Consider the following 15,842-nt stretch of genomic DNA (forward strand, 5'->3'; position numbering starts at 1 on the left):
AAACCGGTGACCCGTCGGATATCCGTCCTTGTCGCCTGGCCTCATCATTGGCATGCCTGAACCTGCGAATTCCTACCAACCTTGAATCGATGACTTATGAAAATCAATAAAATTTACGCCGCCAGCGCGCTGGCGCTGCTGTTGGCCGGCGCTCCCGGCTTCGCCATGGCGGTCGTTGGCGCGATGGCGGCCGGCTCCGACGGTAGCTGGGGATGGGCGAGCCGCGACAGCCAGAAAGTCGCGAACAGCGAAGCCTTGAGGTTGTGTAACGAGCAAGCATCCAAGAAAGACTGCAAGCTGTTCTCTTTTCAGGCCGTGGTCCGTGCCGAAGGTGGGGGAAGAACCTCCTATTCAATCGACAGGGAAGGTATTGCAGAGACAAAAAAATCTGCCCTCAAGGGGTGTGGCAACAAGGCATGCAAGGTCAACCTGGTGGTCACCGATCCCGGCTTCTTTTCGCTGGCCCGTACGCAACAGGAGGATGGCAACGGCGTCTATCACCTGGCATATGGATTCGATGACAGCGATGCGGCCGACAAGAGAGCGATCGAGCGTTGCCAGGAACAGAGCGCCAAGGAGTGCCGCCTGGTCTTCTCCGGTGTCATACCAGGCAGGATCGACAAGCCGGCCCCGAAACCCGCCCTGGTCCGCCAGCCATCCGAAAACAGCTGCCGCCCGAATACGCGGACGATCAGCTGCACCTCGCAATGCCACAACGGTGACTGCACCATCACTTATGAAAACGGCTGCCAGATCCGCGTGCAGGTCCAGCCGCGCTTCGACGGCTTCCAGAACCAGTGGGTCTACCCGGCGCCCAGCTGCTGATTACATTCATTTTTCGTGTTACACCATCCAACAAACATTCCATAAGAAATGAAAAAACTTCTTCTCTGCACCCTCCTTGCCGTCGTCGCCAATGCCTTCGCGGCCGATGTCACTCCCCAGGAACAGGCGGCGCTGACGGCGATGCGCCAGTCGTATGTCAAGCAGGCCGGCCGCGCGCCTTCGGCCGCCGAGGAACGCGCGATGCTCGAGATGCTGCGCTCCGCAACCCGCCTGGGTGGCGCGGGCGGCCCGATCGCCGGCGGCCCGCAGCCGCAGCCGCAGCTCCAGCGCACGCTGCCGGCCCAGGGCAACGGCATCGCCATGACCGAAGAGGCGCTCGCGCGCAGCCTGGACGCCATGGGCGGCGCCAAGACCAAGGTGCGCATCGAGGGCGCACGCGACGGCCTGCGCATCGACGGCGAGAGCTTCCTCGATCCCGAGGGCCAGATCCGTTCCTACGCCTTCGACGCCCTGACCGGTGACATCACCTATACGATCCGCACCGCCGAAGGGGTGGTCTTCAAGTACCTGCGCGCCGGCAGCAGCGCCGACCCCATCACCCTGGCCACCGCCCAGCAACTGCAAACCGGTTGGCAGGTCACGACCGTCACCGGCAAGACCCTGAGCGGCGATGCCGTGACGCCGCTGGCGAAAGGCCTGATGGTGTCCCGCTCGGGCTCCGTGTTCCGGTACGAGCCAGGCAAGAGCAGCAAGGGCGTACCGCTGCCTGCCGGCTGGGTCATGGCCCAGTTCCAGCGCGGTAACGTCGGCGCCACCCATTTCATCCTGCTCGAACGCGAGCAGCCGCCGGCAGGCCAGAGTGGCGGCGCGCTTGGCGCCCTCGGCGGCCTGTTCGATACCGCCAAGGCGCTCGGCGCCACCGCCGGCCTGGCCAAGAAGGAGGATTACGCCCTGATGAACCTGGATAACGGCAAGCTCTATCCGCTCAACATCCAGGTCGACGGCAAGATCTACACCTTCATGAGCAACTGCCGTAAGCGCAACTTCTTCGTCAACGACTGCGCCACCGCCAACAGCGTCGAATCGCTGTACACCGCCGGCAACGACCGCAACTACAGCCACTACTTCTGGAAAGCGAACTGGTACGCGACCCCGACCGGGCCGATCGCCGTCACGCTGGAAAACGGCGTGGCCGATGTCTACGTGCTCGATCTGGACAGTGGCAAGAAGGCGACCGCCTTCCACCGCGCCCTCGGCCTGTCGAAGTTCGACGCCAGCCAGGCGCCCGACGGTACCGTCCAGATCCAGGCCAGCCTGGCCTTCGACCACCAGCAGATCGGCGATGCCGGCAAATTCCTGAAGGACTACGACGCTGCCGCGGGAGCCGCCGGCGGCGCCCAGTAAGACCGGCAAGACCGGCAAGGCCGGTACCGACGCAGCGCATCGTCGACGTGAACGCAGGGCGTGTCCGCAAGGAGCGCCCTGCGTTCGCGTTTCAAGCGCATGGATGCAGGATCTCGCCTGGCAGCCTGTCGAATAGTCGACAGATTTCCTGCGTTGCCTTCCCTCGTGGCGGCTCCCGTCCTGCTTCAGACTTGCCTCATCAAATACTTTTCACAACGAGGCGAGGCAAACAATGAAATCGACACAGATGGCTACGGTGGTTCTCGGCGCGACGGTCCTGGCGGCGCTGCTTTCCGGCTGCGGTGCAGGGGCGGCGGATGGGGCGGAGGACAGGCCGCCGGTGGACACCGGGCTGTACCAGCAAATGGCTTCCTACTGCCAGGCGACGCCGCCGGGACCGGGCGAGCCGGTGCGCGACGGCTGGGTCATGAGTTCCGGCTACACCGGCAACGGCAGCTATACCTTCGAATCCAATGCGATCGTTTCGGCAAACGGCAGCAGCGCCGAAGGGCTCGGACCGGTCACGCTCAAGGTCGGCATTCATGATTATCGCGGGCTGGCCAGCGGCGCCCAGATCGTGCCCTCCGGGTATGCGAATCCGAACTGGGTCATGGGCGCGGCACTGTCCGGCACCATGCGTGCGAAATCGGTTGCCTGCGTGGTCCAGCTGGCAAAAATGAGGCCGTCGTCGACGGGCACGGGCCTGTACTGGCGCAGCTTCTGGAACGAGGCGGTGCCGATGGCGCAACTGTCCGGCTACCAGATCGACGGTTTCGAATTCGTCGGCAATTTCACGCCTGCCGACGGCCAGGCCTGGTTCGCCCTCGACAAACAGCGCTATCCCGCGCCACAGACACTCTCGGTCTGCTATCTGGCGCCCGGCGCCGGCGCCTGGAAGTGCAGCCAGCCCGAGCTGGGCGACCAGGGCGCCACCTGGCAGCTGCGCGTGCGCGGTCTCGCTCCGGGCGTGTATGTGCTGAACGCGTCGACGCCACGCGGCTGATTCCGCCGATCCGGAAGGCAAGAGAATGGAGTATGCTTGAGTTCGCTCAGCAAGCACATTCCATCCCACCGAAGGAGCCGACGTGAAACGTTTGACCGCCAGCCTCGTTGCCATTGCCCTGATCGCATCCGACGCCTCGACCCTGGTCCTGGCGCAGGATTATTCGAAGTACAGCCAGGAGGCACTGGACAAGGAGCTGGCCCGCAACGCGGTGGCGCGGCTGGGCGTGATGGTGCCGATGCGCGATGGCGTCGCGCTGTCGACCGATGTCTACACGCCGAAGAACGCCAAGGGGCCGCTGCCCACCATTCTGTGGAAAACGCCGTACAACGAGCACAAGCTGCGTGGCGGCACCCTGCGCTACGTGCTCGAATCGGTCAAGCGCGGCTATGTGTTCATCGTGCAGAACGAGCGCGGGCGCTATTTTTCGCAAGGACGATGGGAGATCCTCGGCCATCCGCAGACCGACGGCTACGACACACTGAGCTGGATCGCGCAGCAGCCCTGGTCGAACGGCAAGGTCGGCACCCTGGGCTGCTCGTCCTCGGCCGAATGGCAACTGGCCCTGGCCGCGCTGAATCACCCGGCGCATGCGGCCATGGTGCCGATGTCGGCCGGCGCCGGCATCGGCAAGGTCGGGCGCTTCCAGGAGCAGGGCAACTGGTACACGGGCGGGGTGCCGCGCAACCTCTTCTTCGTCTGGCTGTACGGGGTCGAGAATCCGCTGCGCGCGGAACTGCCGAACGCGCTGCTTGCCGACGAAAAGCTGCGCGCCCGCATCGAAGCCTATAACGACCTGGATGCGAGCAAGCCCAAGGTCGAGTGGAACAAGCAGATCAGGCACCTGCCGGTCGACCAGATGCTGGCTTCGCTCGGCGAGCCGCCGTCCACCTTCGAGCAATTCATCAAGCGCGGCCCGGCCGATCCCGCCTGGCGCCAGGGCGGCCTGTATCACGAAGGCATGGGCTGGGGCGTGCCCGCGCTGTGGTTCAACAGCTGGTACGACGTCTCGATCGGGCCGAACCTCGAACTGTTCAACCTGGCGCGCACGGCCAACACCGACAAGGAGGCGAGCGCCAACCAGTACGCGGTGGTGGCGCCGGTGCCGCATTGCCAGTACGCGCGGCTCGGTCCCGATACCGTGGTCGGCGAACGCGCCATGGGCGACACCAGCTTCGACGTCGACGGCGCCGTCTACGGCTGGTTCGACCGCTGGCTGAAGGGCGACCAGAAGGCCTTCGCGCAAACGACGCCGCGCGTGCGCTACTACATGATGGGCGCCAACCGCTGGCAGAGCGCGGCCCAGTGGCCGCCGGAGAACGCCAAGCCGATGCGCCTCTACCTGCGTTCGACAGGGCATGCGAACAGCCTGTACGGCGACGGCCGCCTGCTCGGCGAGGCACCGCCGGCGGGCGAGGCGCCGGACCGCTACCGTTACGACCCCATGAACCCGGTGCAGACCATCGGCGGCGGCGACTGCTGCAACGGCGGCGTGGTGGTGCCGGGCGCCTTCGACCAGCGCCCGATCGAGGCGCGCAACGACGTATTGGTCTACAGCAGCGAGCCGCTCACCAGGGCGGTCGACGTGGCCGGTTTCGTGGATGCCGTGCTGAAGGTCTCGTCGAATGCGAAGGACACCGACTTCGCGCTCAAGCTGGTCGACGTCGCGCCCGACGGCACCGCCTGGATCGTCGGCGACACCATCTTCCGCGCCCGCTACCGCAACGGCTACGACAAGCCCGCCCCCCTGACCCCGGGCGAGGTGGTGACCATTCACCCGACGCCGATCGCGACCGCGATCCAGTTCGGCGTGGGCCACCGCATCCGGGTCGAAGTCACCTCGTCGAATTTCCCGAAATTCGTCCGTAACCTCAACACCGGCGGGCCGAACGAGAGCGAGAAGGAGGGCGTGGTCGCCGACAACGCCGTCCATCACGCGCCGGATGCGGCGAGCTATATCGAGCTGCCGGTACTGCGCTGAGCCCTCGACGAGGCAGGATGCCGCCCGGCCTTCAGCAGAAGCGGTGGCGGCCGAGCGCAGTCTTCAGCTTGTGCTTGAACTCGGCAAGACGATGTCGTGCTCGATACTGCAGTCTTCCAGGGCTTGCCGGGTCAGGGCAACGTCGAACAGCTGGTCGTCAACGAGAAGTACATTTTTCGCATGTCGAAACCGCTCCGGTGTTGTCGATTTTTATTATCCTACCCCATCCGCGTAACCAAAGGTGCCGAGCTTGCATATACCAGCAGTGCGCGTCTTGTGTTGTCATCTTTGTCATGGCAGGATGAGCCATCCTGAGCTCGCACACATTTGTGCGCATGTTCGAACCGGGCTTCGATATGCCAGAGAAAAACGCTCAATCCGACAACGACGGGAATCTCGACGGCCAGGCAAGCGAAGCCCGCTATCGCGCGGCCTTCGAGCATTGCAACGACGCCCTGTTCCTGACCGGACTGGATGGCCGGATCCTGTCCGCCAACGTCGCCGCATGCCAGCTGTTTGGCTATACGCAGGATGAATTGCTGGCGCGCAATATCGGCGACCTGCTCGACAACAAGGACCCCGACCTGGTGGCCGCGCTGGCGCAGCGTGCCGCGGCCGGCAAGGGCACGTCCGAGCTGGCCTTCGCGCGCCGCAGCGGCGAGCGCTTCGAGGCGCGGGTCGCCGCCAGGGTATTCACGGACGGCGACGGCCGGCCGGTCACCAGCATGAACGTCCACGACGTCAGCGACAGCAAGAATGCGGAAGCGCTATTGCGCGAAAGCGAGCAGCGCTTCCGCATGCTCTACGATCATGCGCCGATCGGCATCGGCCACATCGACCTCGACGGTAAGTGGATCTATGTGAATCGTGCCTTCGCGGCGATCGCCGGCTACACGCAGGAAGAACTGGTCGGCCGCGACAATCTCGAGCTGGCCCCGCCCGAGGAGCGCGAGCGCAGCCGCCAGTTCACCGAACAGTTGCTGTCCGGCGCCATCGAGATCCAGCGCGACCGCCGCCTGCTGCGCAAGGACGGCAGCACGCGCTGGATCCGCCTGACCGCGAAAATGTTCCGCGACGATGCCGGCCAGCCGCTGTACGGCATCGTGCTGTTCTTCGACATCACCGACGCCATGCACGCCGAGGAAGCGCTGCGCCGCAGCGAGGAGCGCTTCCGCACGACCTTCGAGCATGCGCCGCTCGGCATCGCCGAGTGCGCGCCGGACGGCCGCTTCGTGGCCGCCAACACGACCATGCTGGCGATGCTGGGCTATACCATGGACGAGCTGGAAACCCTGTCGAACCAGGACATCACCCATCCGGCCGACCAGGAAACCTCGATCCACAATTTCCACAAGCTGCTGACCGGCCAGCAGGCCGTGACGGTGGCGGAGCAGCGCTACCTGCGCAAGGACCGCTCGCAATTCTGGGTCAACGTCACCTGCTCGCTGCGCAGCAGCGGCGACGGTCCGCGCGTGCTCGAGATCGTCGAGGACGTCACGGGGCGCAAGAAGGCCGAGGAAGCCTTGCGCGGCGCGGTCGAGTATTCCTACCACCTGGCCAGCCACGACACCCTGACCGGCCTGGCCAACCGCGCCAGCTTCAACGAGCGCCTGAAGGATGCGCTCAAGTACGCCCAGCGCGACGGCCACCTGGTCGCCGTGCACATGCTCGACCTGGACCGCTTCAAGTCGATCAACGACACCCTCGGCCACCACGCCGGCGACCTGCTGCTGAAGGAAGTCGCGCGGCGCCTGCGCACCCACATCCGCGAAACCGACCTTGCCGCCCGCCTCGGCGGCGACGAGTTCGTGATCGTCCAGACCCACCTGGCGGAGGCGGGCGCCGCCGAAGTACTGGCCGACAAGATCGTGGTCGAGCTGAGCCTGCCTTACCTGCTGGACGGCCAGGAAGTCTACAGCGGCACCAGCATCGGCATCGCCGTGTATCCGAACGACGCGCACGAGCCGGGCCAGCTGGTGAAGCTGGCCGACCTGGCCCTCTACGAAGCCAAGAACCAGGGGCGCCTGAACTACCAGGTGTACCGCGAATCGCTGGGCAAGGCGGCCCAGGAAGCCAAGCGCTTCGAGCGCGAGCTGGAGCGCGCGCTGCGCGAGGAAGAACTCTGCCTGCACTACCAGCCGCAATACGACCTCGAAAGCGGGCGCATCGTCGGCATCGAGGCCCTGATCCGCTGGCTGCATCCGGAGCGCGGCCTGCTGACCGCCTCCGACTTCATCCAGGAAGTGGAAAACGCCAACCTGATGCTGCCGGTCGGCGAATGGGCGCTGCGCACCGCCTGCTCGGCCCAGGCCCGCTGGGTGCGCGAGGGGCTCGTGGTGCCGCTGACCTTGAACGTGTCCTCGAAGCAGATGCGCCATCCGCGCTTTCCGGCGATCTTGAACCGGGTGCTCGACGACACCGGCCTGCCGCCCTCGCTGCTGCGCCTGGAGATGCGCGAGAGCGTGCTGCTGGATCCGAAATTCTCGGCCCAGGCGCTGCAGGAGGTGCGCAAGCGCGGCGTGAGGCTGGGACTGGACGATTTCGGCGCCGAGCTGGCGGCCCTGTCCTCGCTGCAGAAATTCCCGCTCGACATCGTCAAGCCGGGCCAGGAACTGGTGCGCCGGCTGTCGCGCCACGACAATGCCTCGGCCATGCTGTCGGCCCTGGTCGGGGTCGCGCGCGACGTCAAGATCACGGTCTGCGCCGACGGCATCGAAACGGCGGACCAGCTGGCCGCCGTCAAGAATCTCGGCTTCGACTGCGGCCAGGGCTATCTGCTCAGCCCGCCGATGGCAGCCTCCGACATGGACCGCTTGGTGGCGGCCGAACTGGCCGGCTGAGGCACTTTTCGCCTGTCCTGCATTGAACAGGCGGCCAAGCGATCCATGGCAAACGCGATGTCAAAACGGTTCAATCGCGCAGGCGCACGCGTCCAATGAGTTTTCAAACTGCCGATAAGAGGGCGATGTGCCACATCGCTGAACGACCGCTTACCGCTGATTTTTATCGACCTGTCGCGATAACCCGCGAGCGGCTGGCATTTCATGCAAATCGCTTATCGAATTCCGGCGCAGGCATTTACGATCGATTCCGAATTAATAATCCGCCTTGCATGAACCAGTTTCTGTCAGTGTTTTTTACAATACCAAAAATAAAATTGAGGAAAATAACCGCAAGTTATTGAAAGATCTGAAAAAACTTATGGTGGCATGAAAAATGCTCAATTGTGAGCGCAACATTTCAATCACAAATGAAGGAGATTTCATGTCTATTGCATCCAAATTCGCCGTTGTCGCAATTCTGTCGGGCGCTTCCCTTGCAGCGCAAGCCGCACCTGTTACCTACCTTGGCGGTGACAATAGCGTGTCCTCGCTTGCGCAAATGGTCAACTCAACTGCGGCAGCCGCAGCTTTTCTTTCGGTGGCTGGAAATCTCAATACGGTTGATTTTGAATCGGCCTTGCCGGCCAACCTGACCATCACCGGCGGCGTCACGACCAACAACTCGGGATGCGGTGCCTTATGCGGGTTTAACACGACGGCCGGCGGACAATACTTCCGGAGCCTGGTTGGCGGTTCGGTGACGTTCAGCTTCGTTAATCCGGTCGATGCTTTCGGTTTTTACATTACCGGCCTGCAGACGGAGGCAGTGCAGCAACAAACTATCGTCTATGTCGATGGCTCGTCAGTCACCCAGACGATTAACGTACCGTCCGCAACGGGTGGGGGAGGGGCTTTCGTCGGGTTTATCGACTACGGCAACCTGATTGCAAGCGTAACTTTCAATGCCGCGAATGATATCGTCGCGTTCGATGATTTACGTTTTGGCCGCTCCGAAAACAATCCAGGCGGCCCCAATACCGATGTTCCGGAACCCGCTACTCTTGCCTTGTTCGGTCTGGCTTTCGCGGGACTCGCTTCGACCCGGCGTCGTAAATCCAGCTAATTGCATGAATGGCTGTACGACTGGCGCAGAGCCATTTTCTGCGCCAGTAATTTCGTCACGAATCAAATCCAGAACGACCCGCGGCGCTCGGCAAACTTCCAGCCGCTGTCGGTCAGCCTGAACCTGTCGTAAAAGACGCCGGGCACCGGCGTGTCGGCGGCGGCTGGCCTGGGGCCGCCCTCGGCGGGACGCCTGGCGGACAACAGCAGGATCCGCGATTGCCCGCGCGCCGATTCGGCATCGTCGACAGTGACGATGATGTCGGTGCAGACGTGGAAGGTCATGACGTCAAGCGGCCGCTTGCGGAAGGCGGCGAGGATGGCATCAGTGCCGGCGATGGCCTGGTCCGGCGCCGAGGGCCGGAAGAGCAGGGCGTCCGGCGTGAACAAGGCCGCGAGTTCTTCGTAACGCCGCTGGTCGTTCAGGTAGGCGTATTCCGAGATCAGGCGGGCACAGGCCCTTTCTATGGCGGCGTGGTCGCTGGTGGACATCGTCATGCCCTCAAGCCGATTCCGGCACGCGCCGGGTCTTCAGGAAGTCTTCGAGGCTCTCGCCGCGCATCCTGGCGTAGACCGCCAGGTTGGACATCCTGACCACGCGGGCGAATTTTTCCAGCACAAAGAAGCTGACGCCATACTTCACCAGCCCGAGCCAGTCCTGGCCGCTCACCAGGCCGCGCTCTTCTTCGTTCAGTTGCAGCTCGTCGAAGGCGGCGTCGAGGTCGCGCGCGACCAGTTCGCGGAAGGCCGGTTCGCGATGGCGCCAGAAGAAGCGGTTCAGGCGCGCGGCGTGGATGCTGGCGTTCAGGTCGAAGGGATAGGTGCCTTCGAGATCCTCCAGGCCGGCGGTCTGCGGATTGCCGTACACCGGCGCGGCGGGGGCGTGTTCGTCGCCGCCCTGTTCGTAGAGGGCGACCGCCATGTTCGTGGTGGTGGCCAGGTAGTGGCTCTGGTGGATGCAGCGGATGTTGTCGTTCAGGGCACCGCGCATGGCCAGCCACATGATCACCTCGGCGCTTTCGGCGCCGCCGAGTTCCACCAGTTCCGCGTGGCGCATCTTCGCCAGCTTTTCCGGTTCCTCGACGATCAGGCGCAGGAATTCCTCGTCCCATTCGATGTTGTTGAAACCGGTACGCTCGCCATGGATCTGGTGCGACAGGCCGCCGGTGCCGACCACCGCGACCTTCAGGTCTTCCGGATAGGATTCGATGGCGCGCCGCACCGCCTTGCCCAGCTTGTAGCAGCGCGCGGCGGTGGGCAGCGGGTATTGCAGGACATTGATCGCAATCGGCACGATGGCGCCCGGCCAGCTGGGCTCGTGCGGCCACATCAGGCCCAGCGGCGAATTGCAGCCATGGTCGAGCGGACGGTCCTGGAACATGGCCATGTCGAATTCGTCGTTGACCAGGGATTCCATGACGTGGATGGCCAGCTTCGGATGGCCCTCGATGTCGGGCAGGGGGCGCTTGCCCGCGCCCTCGTCGGCCATCTCGAAGTTCGGCGAGACGCCGACCGCGAAGGTCGGATAGCAATCGAAGAAGAAGCTGTTCGCGTGGTCGTTGTAGAAGAACAGCAGCACGTCCGGCTTCTGCTCTTCCAGCCATTTCGCGACCGGCTTGTAGTTCTCGAACAGCGGCGCCCAGGCCGGGTCGTTCTGCCGCTTCTTGTCGTATGCCAGTCCGATGGTGGGGACGTGCGAGGTCCCGATACCGCCAATAATCTTCGCCATGTTCTCTCGACTCCCTGATTCAATTCGACTTCATGTCCAGCCATTCGCGCAAGGCGCGCAGGACCGCTTCGGGTTCTTCCATCATCGCCATATGGCCGCTGCGGTCGATCAGGCGCAGCGCGGCGCCCGGGATCAACCCGGCCATGCGCTCATGGCGTTCGGGCGGGCTCCAGCCGTCTTCCATCCCGCAGATCACCATCGTCGGGCAGGCGATGCCGGTCAACACATCGGTGGCATCCGGGCGGCCTAGGAGGGCGCGGGTCTGGCCCGCGTAGATCTCGGCCGACATCCGTCCCACCATGTCGACCACCGCCTTTACCAGCTGTGGATCGTCACGGTTGGCGGGGGCCAGCATCGGCAATCCCCAGGTCGCCGCGATCGAGGCGATACCTTCCGTCAGCGCCTGGTTCACCAGGACCATCCGCCTTTCCCGTTCGCCGGGCGCGGCCGCCTCGAAGCCGGTATCCAGCAGGGCCAGCCTCTCGACGCGCTGCGGCGCGCGCCGGACGATTTCCAGCGCCACCCTGCCACCCATCGAGTGGCCGGCCAGGGCAAAGCGCTCGGGCGCATTCGCCAGCACCTTGCTCGCCATGGCCTGCATCGAATCCAGGCCCTCGAAGCTGATCGTGCGGACATCGTAGTCCGGCCGCAGGGCCGCGGCCTGGGCTTCCCAGACGGCGGCGTCGCACAGCAGGCCGCACAGCAGATAAATCGTTTTTTCCATGTCAGTCGATGTATTTCAGGCCCGCCTTGGCGAGCGGCTCGCGCATGGCGTACATGTCCAGGCCCAGCACGCCGGAGGCCAGTTTCGCGCGCTTCTCGCCTTCGAGGTCTTCGCGCTTCTGCGCGGCTTCCGCAACCCTTGCGGCATCCCCGCCCGGCACCACGACCACGCCGTCGTCGTCGGCGATCACGGCGTCGCCCGGATTGACCAGGGCGCCGGCGCAGATCACCGGGATGTTCACCGAGCCGAGGGTCGCCTTGATCGTGCCTTTCGCGCTGATCGCCTTGCTCCACACCGGAAAGCCCATCTCCTTCAGCACGCGCACGTCGCGTACGCCGGCGTCGATGATCAGGGCCTTCGCGCCGCGCGCCATGAAGCTGGTCGCCAGCAGGTCGCCGAAGAAGCCGTCCGTGCACTCGGCGCTCAAGGCGGCCACCACCACGTCGCCGGGCTGGATCTGTTCCGCCGCCACGTGCAGCATCCAGTTGTCGCCGGGGTGCAGCAGCACGGTGACGGCGCTGCCGCCCGCCTGGGCGCCCGGGTAGATCGGACGCATGTACGGCTTCATCAGGCCGACCCGGCCCATGGCTTCGTGCACGGTGGCGCTGCCGAAGGCCGTCAGGCGTTCGACGATGCCGCGGTCGGCGCGCTCGATGTTGCGCTTGACGATGCCGAGCTGGTTCATATGAGGCGTGGTCATCTTACAGTCCTTTGTTCCTGAGTGCGGCATCCAGGCGCGGATAGACCCTGCGCGCATTGCCTTCGAAGATCTGGAAGCGGTCCTCGATGGACAGCGCGGCGGCCTCGATATAGCGCCTGGTGTCGTCGTAGTAGTGGCCGGTCTGCGGGTCGATGCCGCGCACCGCGCCGATCATTTCGGAGGCGAACAACACGTTCTTCACCGGGATCACCTTGGTCAGCAGGTCGATGCCCGGCTGGTGGTAGACGCAGGTGTCGAAGAAGATGTTGTTCAACAGGTGCTCTTCGAGCAGGGGCTTCTTCATCTCCTGGGCCAGGCCGCGGAAGCGTCCCCAGTGGTAGGGGACGGCGCCGCCGCCATGCGGGATCAGGAACTTCAGGGTCGGGAAGTCCTTGAACAGCTCGCTGGTAAGGCATTGCATGAAGGCGGTGGTGTCCGCGTTCAGGTAGTGGGCGCCGGTGGTGTGGAAGCAGGGATTGCAGCTGGTCGAGACGTGGATCATCGCCGGGATGTCGTACTCGACCATCTTTTCGTAGATCGGATACCAGAAGCGGTCGGACAGCGGCGGCGAGTTCCAGTGGCCGCCGGACGGGTCCGGGTTCAGGTTGATGCCGACCATGCCGTATTCCCTGATGCAGCGCTCCAGCTCGGGAATGCAGCTGCGCGGATCGACGCCCGGCGACTGCGGCAGCATGGCCGCGCCGATGAAGTTGTCGGGGAAGAGCCGGGAGACGCGATAGCACAGTTCGTTGCAGATCGCGGCCCAGGTGGCGCTGGTCTCGAAGTTGCCGATGTGGTGGGCCATGAAGCTGGCGCGCGGCGAGAAGATCGTCAGATCGGAACCGCGCTCCTTCATCAGGCGCAGCTGGTTGGCCTCGATCGAGGCGCGTAACTCGTCGTCGCTGATGCGAAGGTCGGAGACGCGCGGGCCCAGTTCGGGCGTGTTCAGGTTCGCGACCTGGGCGTTGCGCCAGTCTTCCAGGGCTTTCGGCGCCGTGGTGTAGTGGCCGTGGCAGTCGATGATCAAAGGCTTTTTCATTGTGCTTTCTCGTGCAGAAGGGCAGCGGGTACCAGGACTTCGCCGCGCATGATGGGACGCGCCGTGCGCAGCAGGGCGGCGCTGGCGACTTTCTGTTGATCCCGAGGGTCGAGCTCCAGCTCGACGCTGAACTCGCCGGTCGGATGTTCGACCGAGACGGTGCGCCGCAAGCCGCTGCCGGCCTGGGCCAGGCCCCGGGTCACCGCGCCTTCCAGCACGCAGGCCGTGGCCACCGTCACTGCCGCCAGCACCCCGATGGCGTCGTGGCAGACGTGGGGAATGAAGCAGCGGGTCGAGACGGCGCCGCCGGCGCTGGGCGCGGACACCAGGCACATCTTCGGGTAGTTCTTCGCCGCGACGTCGCCCAGGCCCATCGCCGGTCCGGCGGCGAGGCGCAGCGCTTCCAGCCTGGCCTTCAGCTCCTCGTCGGCGTTCAGCTCCGCCGCGCTCTCGCGTCCCGTGATGCCGAAATCGGCGGCGCGCACCAGCACCATCGGCATGCCGTTGTCGATCAGGGTGGCGTCCACTTCCTCGGTGGCGCCGCCGGCTGCGGCGAAGGTCACGCGGTCCAGCGTGTTCCCGGTCGGTAACATGGCAGGGCAGACCGATCCGGCCGTATCGAGGAAGTTGATCTTCACGGCGGACGCGCTGCCCGGCACGCCGTCGATGCGGGTGTCGCCCGCATAGCGCATGCGCCCGCCCGGCGTCTGCACGGTGACGTCGCACTGCATGCCGGTGTTGAGGGTCAGGATGCGCGCCGTGGTGGTGCCGGGGCCCGCCCGCACCAGGCCGCGCTCGATGGCGAAGGGCAGCACCGCCGCCAGCATATTGCCGCAGTTGGGCGTGGTGTCGACCTTGTCGGACTCCGGCTGCAGCTGGGCGAACAGGAAATCCAGGTCCACGCCCGGGGTGCCGCTCGCGCTGACGATGCCGACCTTGCTGGTCAGCGGATGCGCGCCGCCCAGGCCGTCGATCTGGCGCTTGTCGGGGGAGCCCATGACGGCCAGCAGCACGCGGTCGCGGCTGGCGACATCGGCCGGCAGGTCGGAGGCCAGGAAGAAGGGGCCGCGGGAAGTCCCCCCGCGCATCAGCGTGCAGGGGAGGGGACGGTAGTCGTCGTCGTCGTCGTTGTCGGTCTGGGTGATCATCTGGAATCTGCTCCACTCGGATGGGTCAAGTATCGGCAGCCGGGCGCATATTTGGGTTGCCTTATGCGCGAAAACCGTTCCAAAATACTTATCGGCGCTCCAGCAGCGGAGTCAAAACCCCTATCCTTCCCACCCATGTCGATCATTAATCTCCACCATCTGCGCGCTTTCAACACCGTTGCCGCCACCGGCGGCATCCGGCGTTCCGCGGACATGCTGTACCGCGCATCCAGCGCCGTCACGCGCTCCGTCGCCGCGCTCGAAGACAACCTGGGCACCCAGCTGTTCGAGCGCAAGGGCCGGGGCATGCTGCTGACGACGGCGGGCGAGGTGGTGCGGCTGCGCGCCCAGATCATCGAGGCCGAATTGCGCGAAGTGCGCGACGATGCCGCCCGGCTCGGCGCGCGCGAAGGCTACCTGGTCACCAGCATGGAAGCCCTGTTCAACGAACGCCGGCTGCAGGTGGCGACCATGCTGGCCGAGGTCCACCACATGCCGACCGTGGCCCAGGCGATGGAGATGTCGCAGTCCGGCGTCAGCCAGGCCCTGGCCAAGCTCGAAGAGGGGCTCGGGCAAAGCCTGTTCCGGCGCACCGCCCACGGCATGCTGCCCTCGGATGCGGGCAGCCGCTGGATCCTGCGCTTCAACCGGGTGCTGGTCGAGCTCGAGCACATCCACGCCGATATCGCGGCTCTCAACGGCGTGCTCGAAGGCGTGGTGACGATCGGGGCGCTGCCGCTGGCGCGTACCCTGGTGCTGCCGGCGGCGATCGCCGTGCTGGTCAGGAAATATCCGCGGCTGCGGGTGCGGTCCCTCGAAAGCCCTTACGAGGAACTGGCGGCCGGGCTGTTGAGCGGACGGGTCGATTTCATCATCGGCGCGCTGCGCAAGTCGGCCAGCCAGGGCCTCGACAGCACGCCGCTGATGCAGGATCATCCGGCCCTGATCGCGCGGGTCGACCACCCGCTCGCCGGCAAGGCTGGATTGTCCTTCGAGGACCTCGAACCCTATGCCTGGGTGCTGTCGCGCGCGGGCTCGCCGCTGCGCATGGCGCTCGAACACTTCTACAACGAGCATGGCCAGCCGCCGCCGCAGCCGGCCGTCGAGACCGGCGACCTGGCGCTGCTGCGCGGCCTGCTGCTGTCCTCGGACATGCTGACCGTGCTGTCGCCGCACCAGCTGCATTACGAAATCGAAACCGGCCAGCTGGCCGTGCTGCAGCTGCAGATGCCCGGCCTCGAGCGGCAGATCGGCGTCACCACCCGCGAGGGCGCCCACCTGTCGCCGGGGGCCAGGGCCCTGCTGGCCGAGCTGCATTCGGCGGCCGCCGCGGTCGATTTTCACGATAAGTAAATTGGAACGCAATCGGTGTTGAAAGCAATCC

Annotated in this window: 13 protein-coding genes; 7 read left to right on the forward strand and 6 right to left on the reverse strand. The window is 65.1% G+C overall.

Features of this window, described 5'->3' with window-relative positions:
• Nucleotides 1-96: 96 nt before the first annotated feature.
• The 6 genes from AC1DOQ_RS15255 to AC1DOQ_RS15280 all read left to right on the forward strand — a co-directional run bounded on the left by AC1DOQ_RS15255 (nucleotide 97) and on the right by AC1DOQ_RS15280 (nucleotide 9,119).
• Nucleotides 97-825 carry a DUF4189 domain-containing protein gene (locus AC1DOQ_RS15255; protein ID WP_477365633.1) on the forward strand — a complete coding sequence of 243 codons (729 nt, stop codon included), beginning with the start codon at nucleotides 97-99 and terminating at the stop codon, nucleotides 823-825.
• 48 nt (nucleotides 826-873) lie between these two features.
• Complete coding sequence (locus AC1DOQ_RS15260; protein ID WP_477365636.1) at nucleotides 874-2,190, forward strand: hypothetical protein; 1,317 nt, start codon at nucleotides 874-876, stop codon at nucleotides 2,188-2,190.
• A gap of 232 nt (nucleotides 2,191-2,422) precedes the next feature.
• Complete coding sequence (locus tag AC1DOQ_RS15265) at nucleotides 2,423-3,193, forward strand: hypothetical protein (protein ID WP_477365639.1); 771 nt, start codon at nucleotides 2,423-2,425, stop codon at nucleotides 3,191-3,193.
• An 82-nt stretch (nucleotides 3,194-3,275) separates the two neighbouring features.
• Nucleotides 3,276-5,174, forward strand: coding sequence for a CocE/NonD family hydrolase (locus tag AC1DOQ_RS15270; protein ID WP_477365642.1), 1,899 nt, complete (start codon nucleotides 3,276-3,278; stop codon nucleotides 5,172-5,174).
• A gap of 356 nt (nucleotides 5,175-5,530) precedes the next feature.
• Nucleotides 5,531-8,014, forward strand: a complete 2,484-nt coding sequence (locus AC1DOQ_RS15275) for a sensor domain-containing protein (RefSeq protein ID WP_477365645.1) — start codon at nucleotides 5,531-5,533, stop codon at nucleotides 8,012-8,014.
• Between the two features lie 424 nt (nucleotides 8,015-8,438).
• Nucleotides 8,439-9,119: a PEP-CTERM sorting domain-containing protein gene (locus tag AC1DOQ_RS15280; RefSeq protein WP_477365648.1), complete on the forward strand. Its 681-nt coding sequence runs from the start codon at nucleotides 8,439-8,441 to the stop codon at nucleotides 9,117-9,119.
• A 62-nt stretch (nucleotides 9,120-9,181) separates the two neighbouring features.
• Here the strand turns inward: AC1DOQ_RS15280 and AC1DOQ_RS15285 are convergent, their stop codons facing one another.
• The 6 genes from AC1DOQ_RS15285 to AC1DOQ_RS15310 are packed head-to-tail and all read right to left on the reverse strand — an operon-like array spanning nucleotide 9,182 to nucleotide 14,458.
• A complete protein-coding gene (locus tag AC1DOQ_RS15285) occupies nucleotides 9,182-9,616 on the reverse strand; it encodes a nuclear transport factor 2 family protein (protein WP_477365651.1) in 435 nt (144 codons plus the stop codon).
• A gap of 4 nt (nucleotides 9,617-9,620) precedes the next feature.
• The gene (locus AC1DOQ_RS15290; protein WP_477365654.1) at nucleotides 9,621-10,847 is read right to left on the reverse strand and encodes a gallate dioxygenase; all 1,227 of its coding nucleotides are present in this window, start codon (nucleotides 10,845-10,847) and stop codon (nucleotides 9,621-9,623) included.
• Between the two features lie 19 nt (nucleotides 10,848-10,866).
• Nucleotides 10,867-11,571 carry an alpha/beta fold hydrolase gene (locus AC1DOQ_RS15295; protein WP_477365656.1) on the reverse strand — a complete coding sequence of 235 codons (705 nt, stop codon included), beginning with the start codon at nucleotides 11,569-11,571 and terminating at the stop codon, nucleotides 10,867-10,869.
• A 1-nt stretch (nucleotide 11,572) separates the two neighbouring features.
• Nucleotides 11,573-12,256 carry a 4-carboxy-4-hydroxy-2-oxoadipate aldolase/oxaloacetate decarboxylase gene (gene ligK, locus AC1DOQ_RS15300; RefSeq protein ID WP_477365841.1) on the reverse strand — a complete coding sequence of 228 codons (684 nt, stop codon included), beginning with the start codon at nucleotides 12,254-12,256 and terminating at the stop codon, nucleotides 11,573-11,575.
• A 16-nt stretch (nucleotides 12,257-12,272) separates the two neighbouring features.
• The gene (locus AC1DOQ_RS15305; protein ID WP_477365851.1) at nucleotides 12,273-13,298 is read right to left on the reverse strand and encodes an amidohydrolase family protein; all 1,026 of its coding nucleotides are present in this window, start codon (nucleotides 13,296-13,298) and stop codon (nucleotides 12,273-12,275) included.
• A gap of 8 nt (nucleotides 13,299-13,306) precedes the next feature.
• Nucleotides 13,307-14,458 (reverse strand): 4-oxalomesaconate tautomerase, encoded by a 1,152-nt coding sequence (locus tag AC1DOQ_RS15310; RefSeq protein ID WP_477365658.1) that lies wholly within the window; start codon nucleotides 14,456-14,458, stop codon nucleotides 13,307-13,309.
• A 135-nt stretch (nucleotides 14,459-14,593) separates the two neighbouring features.
• Between AC1DOQ_RS15310 and AC1DOQ_RS15315 the strand changes: the two genes are divergently transcribed.
• The gene (locus AC1DOQ_RS15315) at nucleotides 14,594-15,811 is read left to right on the forward strand and encodes a LysR family transcriptional regulator (protein WP_477365660.1); all 1,218 of its coding nucleotides are present in this window, start codon (nucleotides 14,594-14,596) and stop codon (nucleotides 15,809-15,811) included.
• Nucleotides 15,812-15,842 lie beyond the last annotated feature (31 nt).

The organism is Massilia sp. 01N417 (genome assembly GCF_056399645.1).

Coding starts and splice junctions, on each gene's coding strand:
- AC1DOQ_RS15285 (WP_477365651.1), bottom strand. CDS start 9,616: ATGACGATGTCCACCAGCGACCACGCCGCCATAGAAAGGGCCTGTGCC.
- ligK (WP_477365841.1), bottom strand. CDS start 12,256: ATGAACCAGCTCGGCATCGTCAAGCGCAACATCGAGCGCGCCGACCGC.
- AC1DOQ_RS15295 (WP_477365656.1), bottom strand. CDS start 11,571: ATGGAAAAAACGATTTATCTGCTGTGCGGCCTGCTGTGCGACGCCGCC.
- AC1DOQ_RS15255 (WP_477365633.1), top strand. CDS start 97: ATGAAAATCAATAAAATTTACGCCGCCAGCGCGCTGGCGCTGCTGTTG.
- AC1DOQ_RS15275 (WP_477365645.1), top strand. CDS start 5,531: ATGCCAGAGAAAAACGCTCAATCCGACAACGACGGGAATCTCGACGGC.
- AC1DOQ_RS15265 (WP_477365639.1), top strand. CDS start 2,423: ATGAAATCGACACAGATGGCTACGGTGGTTCTCGGCGCGACGGTCCTG.
- AC1DOQ_RS15315 (WP_477365660.1), top strand. CDS start 14,594: ATGTCGATCATTAATCTCCACCATCTGCGCGCTTTCAACACCGTTGCC.
- AC1DOQ_RS15280 (WP_477365648.1), top strand. CDS start 8,439: ATGTCTATTGCATCCAAATTCGCCGTTGTCGCAATTCTGTCGGGCGCT.
- AC1DOQ_RS15260 (WP_477365636.1), top strand. CDS start 874: ATGAAAAAACTTCTTCTCTGCACCCTCCTTGCCGTCGTCGCCAATGCC.
- AC1DOQ_RS15290 (WP_477365654.1), bottom strand. CDS start 10,847: ATGGCGAAGATTATTGGCGGTATCGGGACCTCGCACGTCCCCACCATC.
- AC1DOQ_RS15310 (WP_477365658.1), bottom strand. CDS start 14,458: ATGATCACCCAGACCGACAACGACGACGACGACGACTACCGTCCCCTC.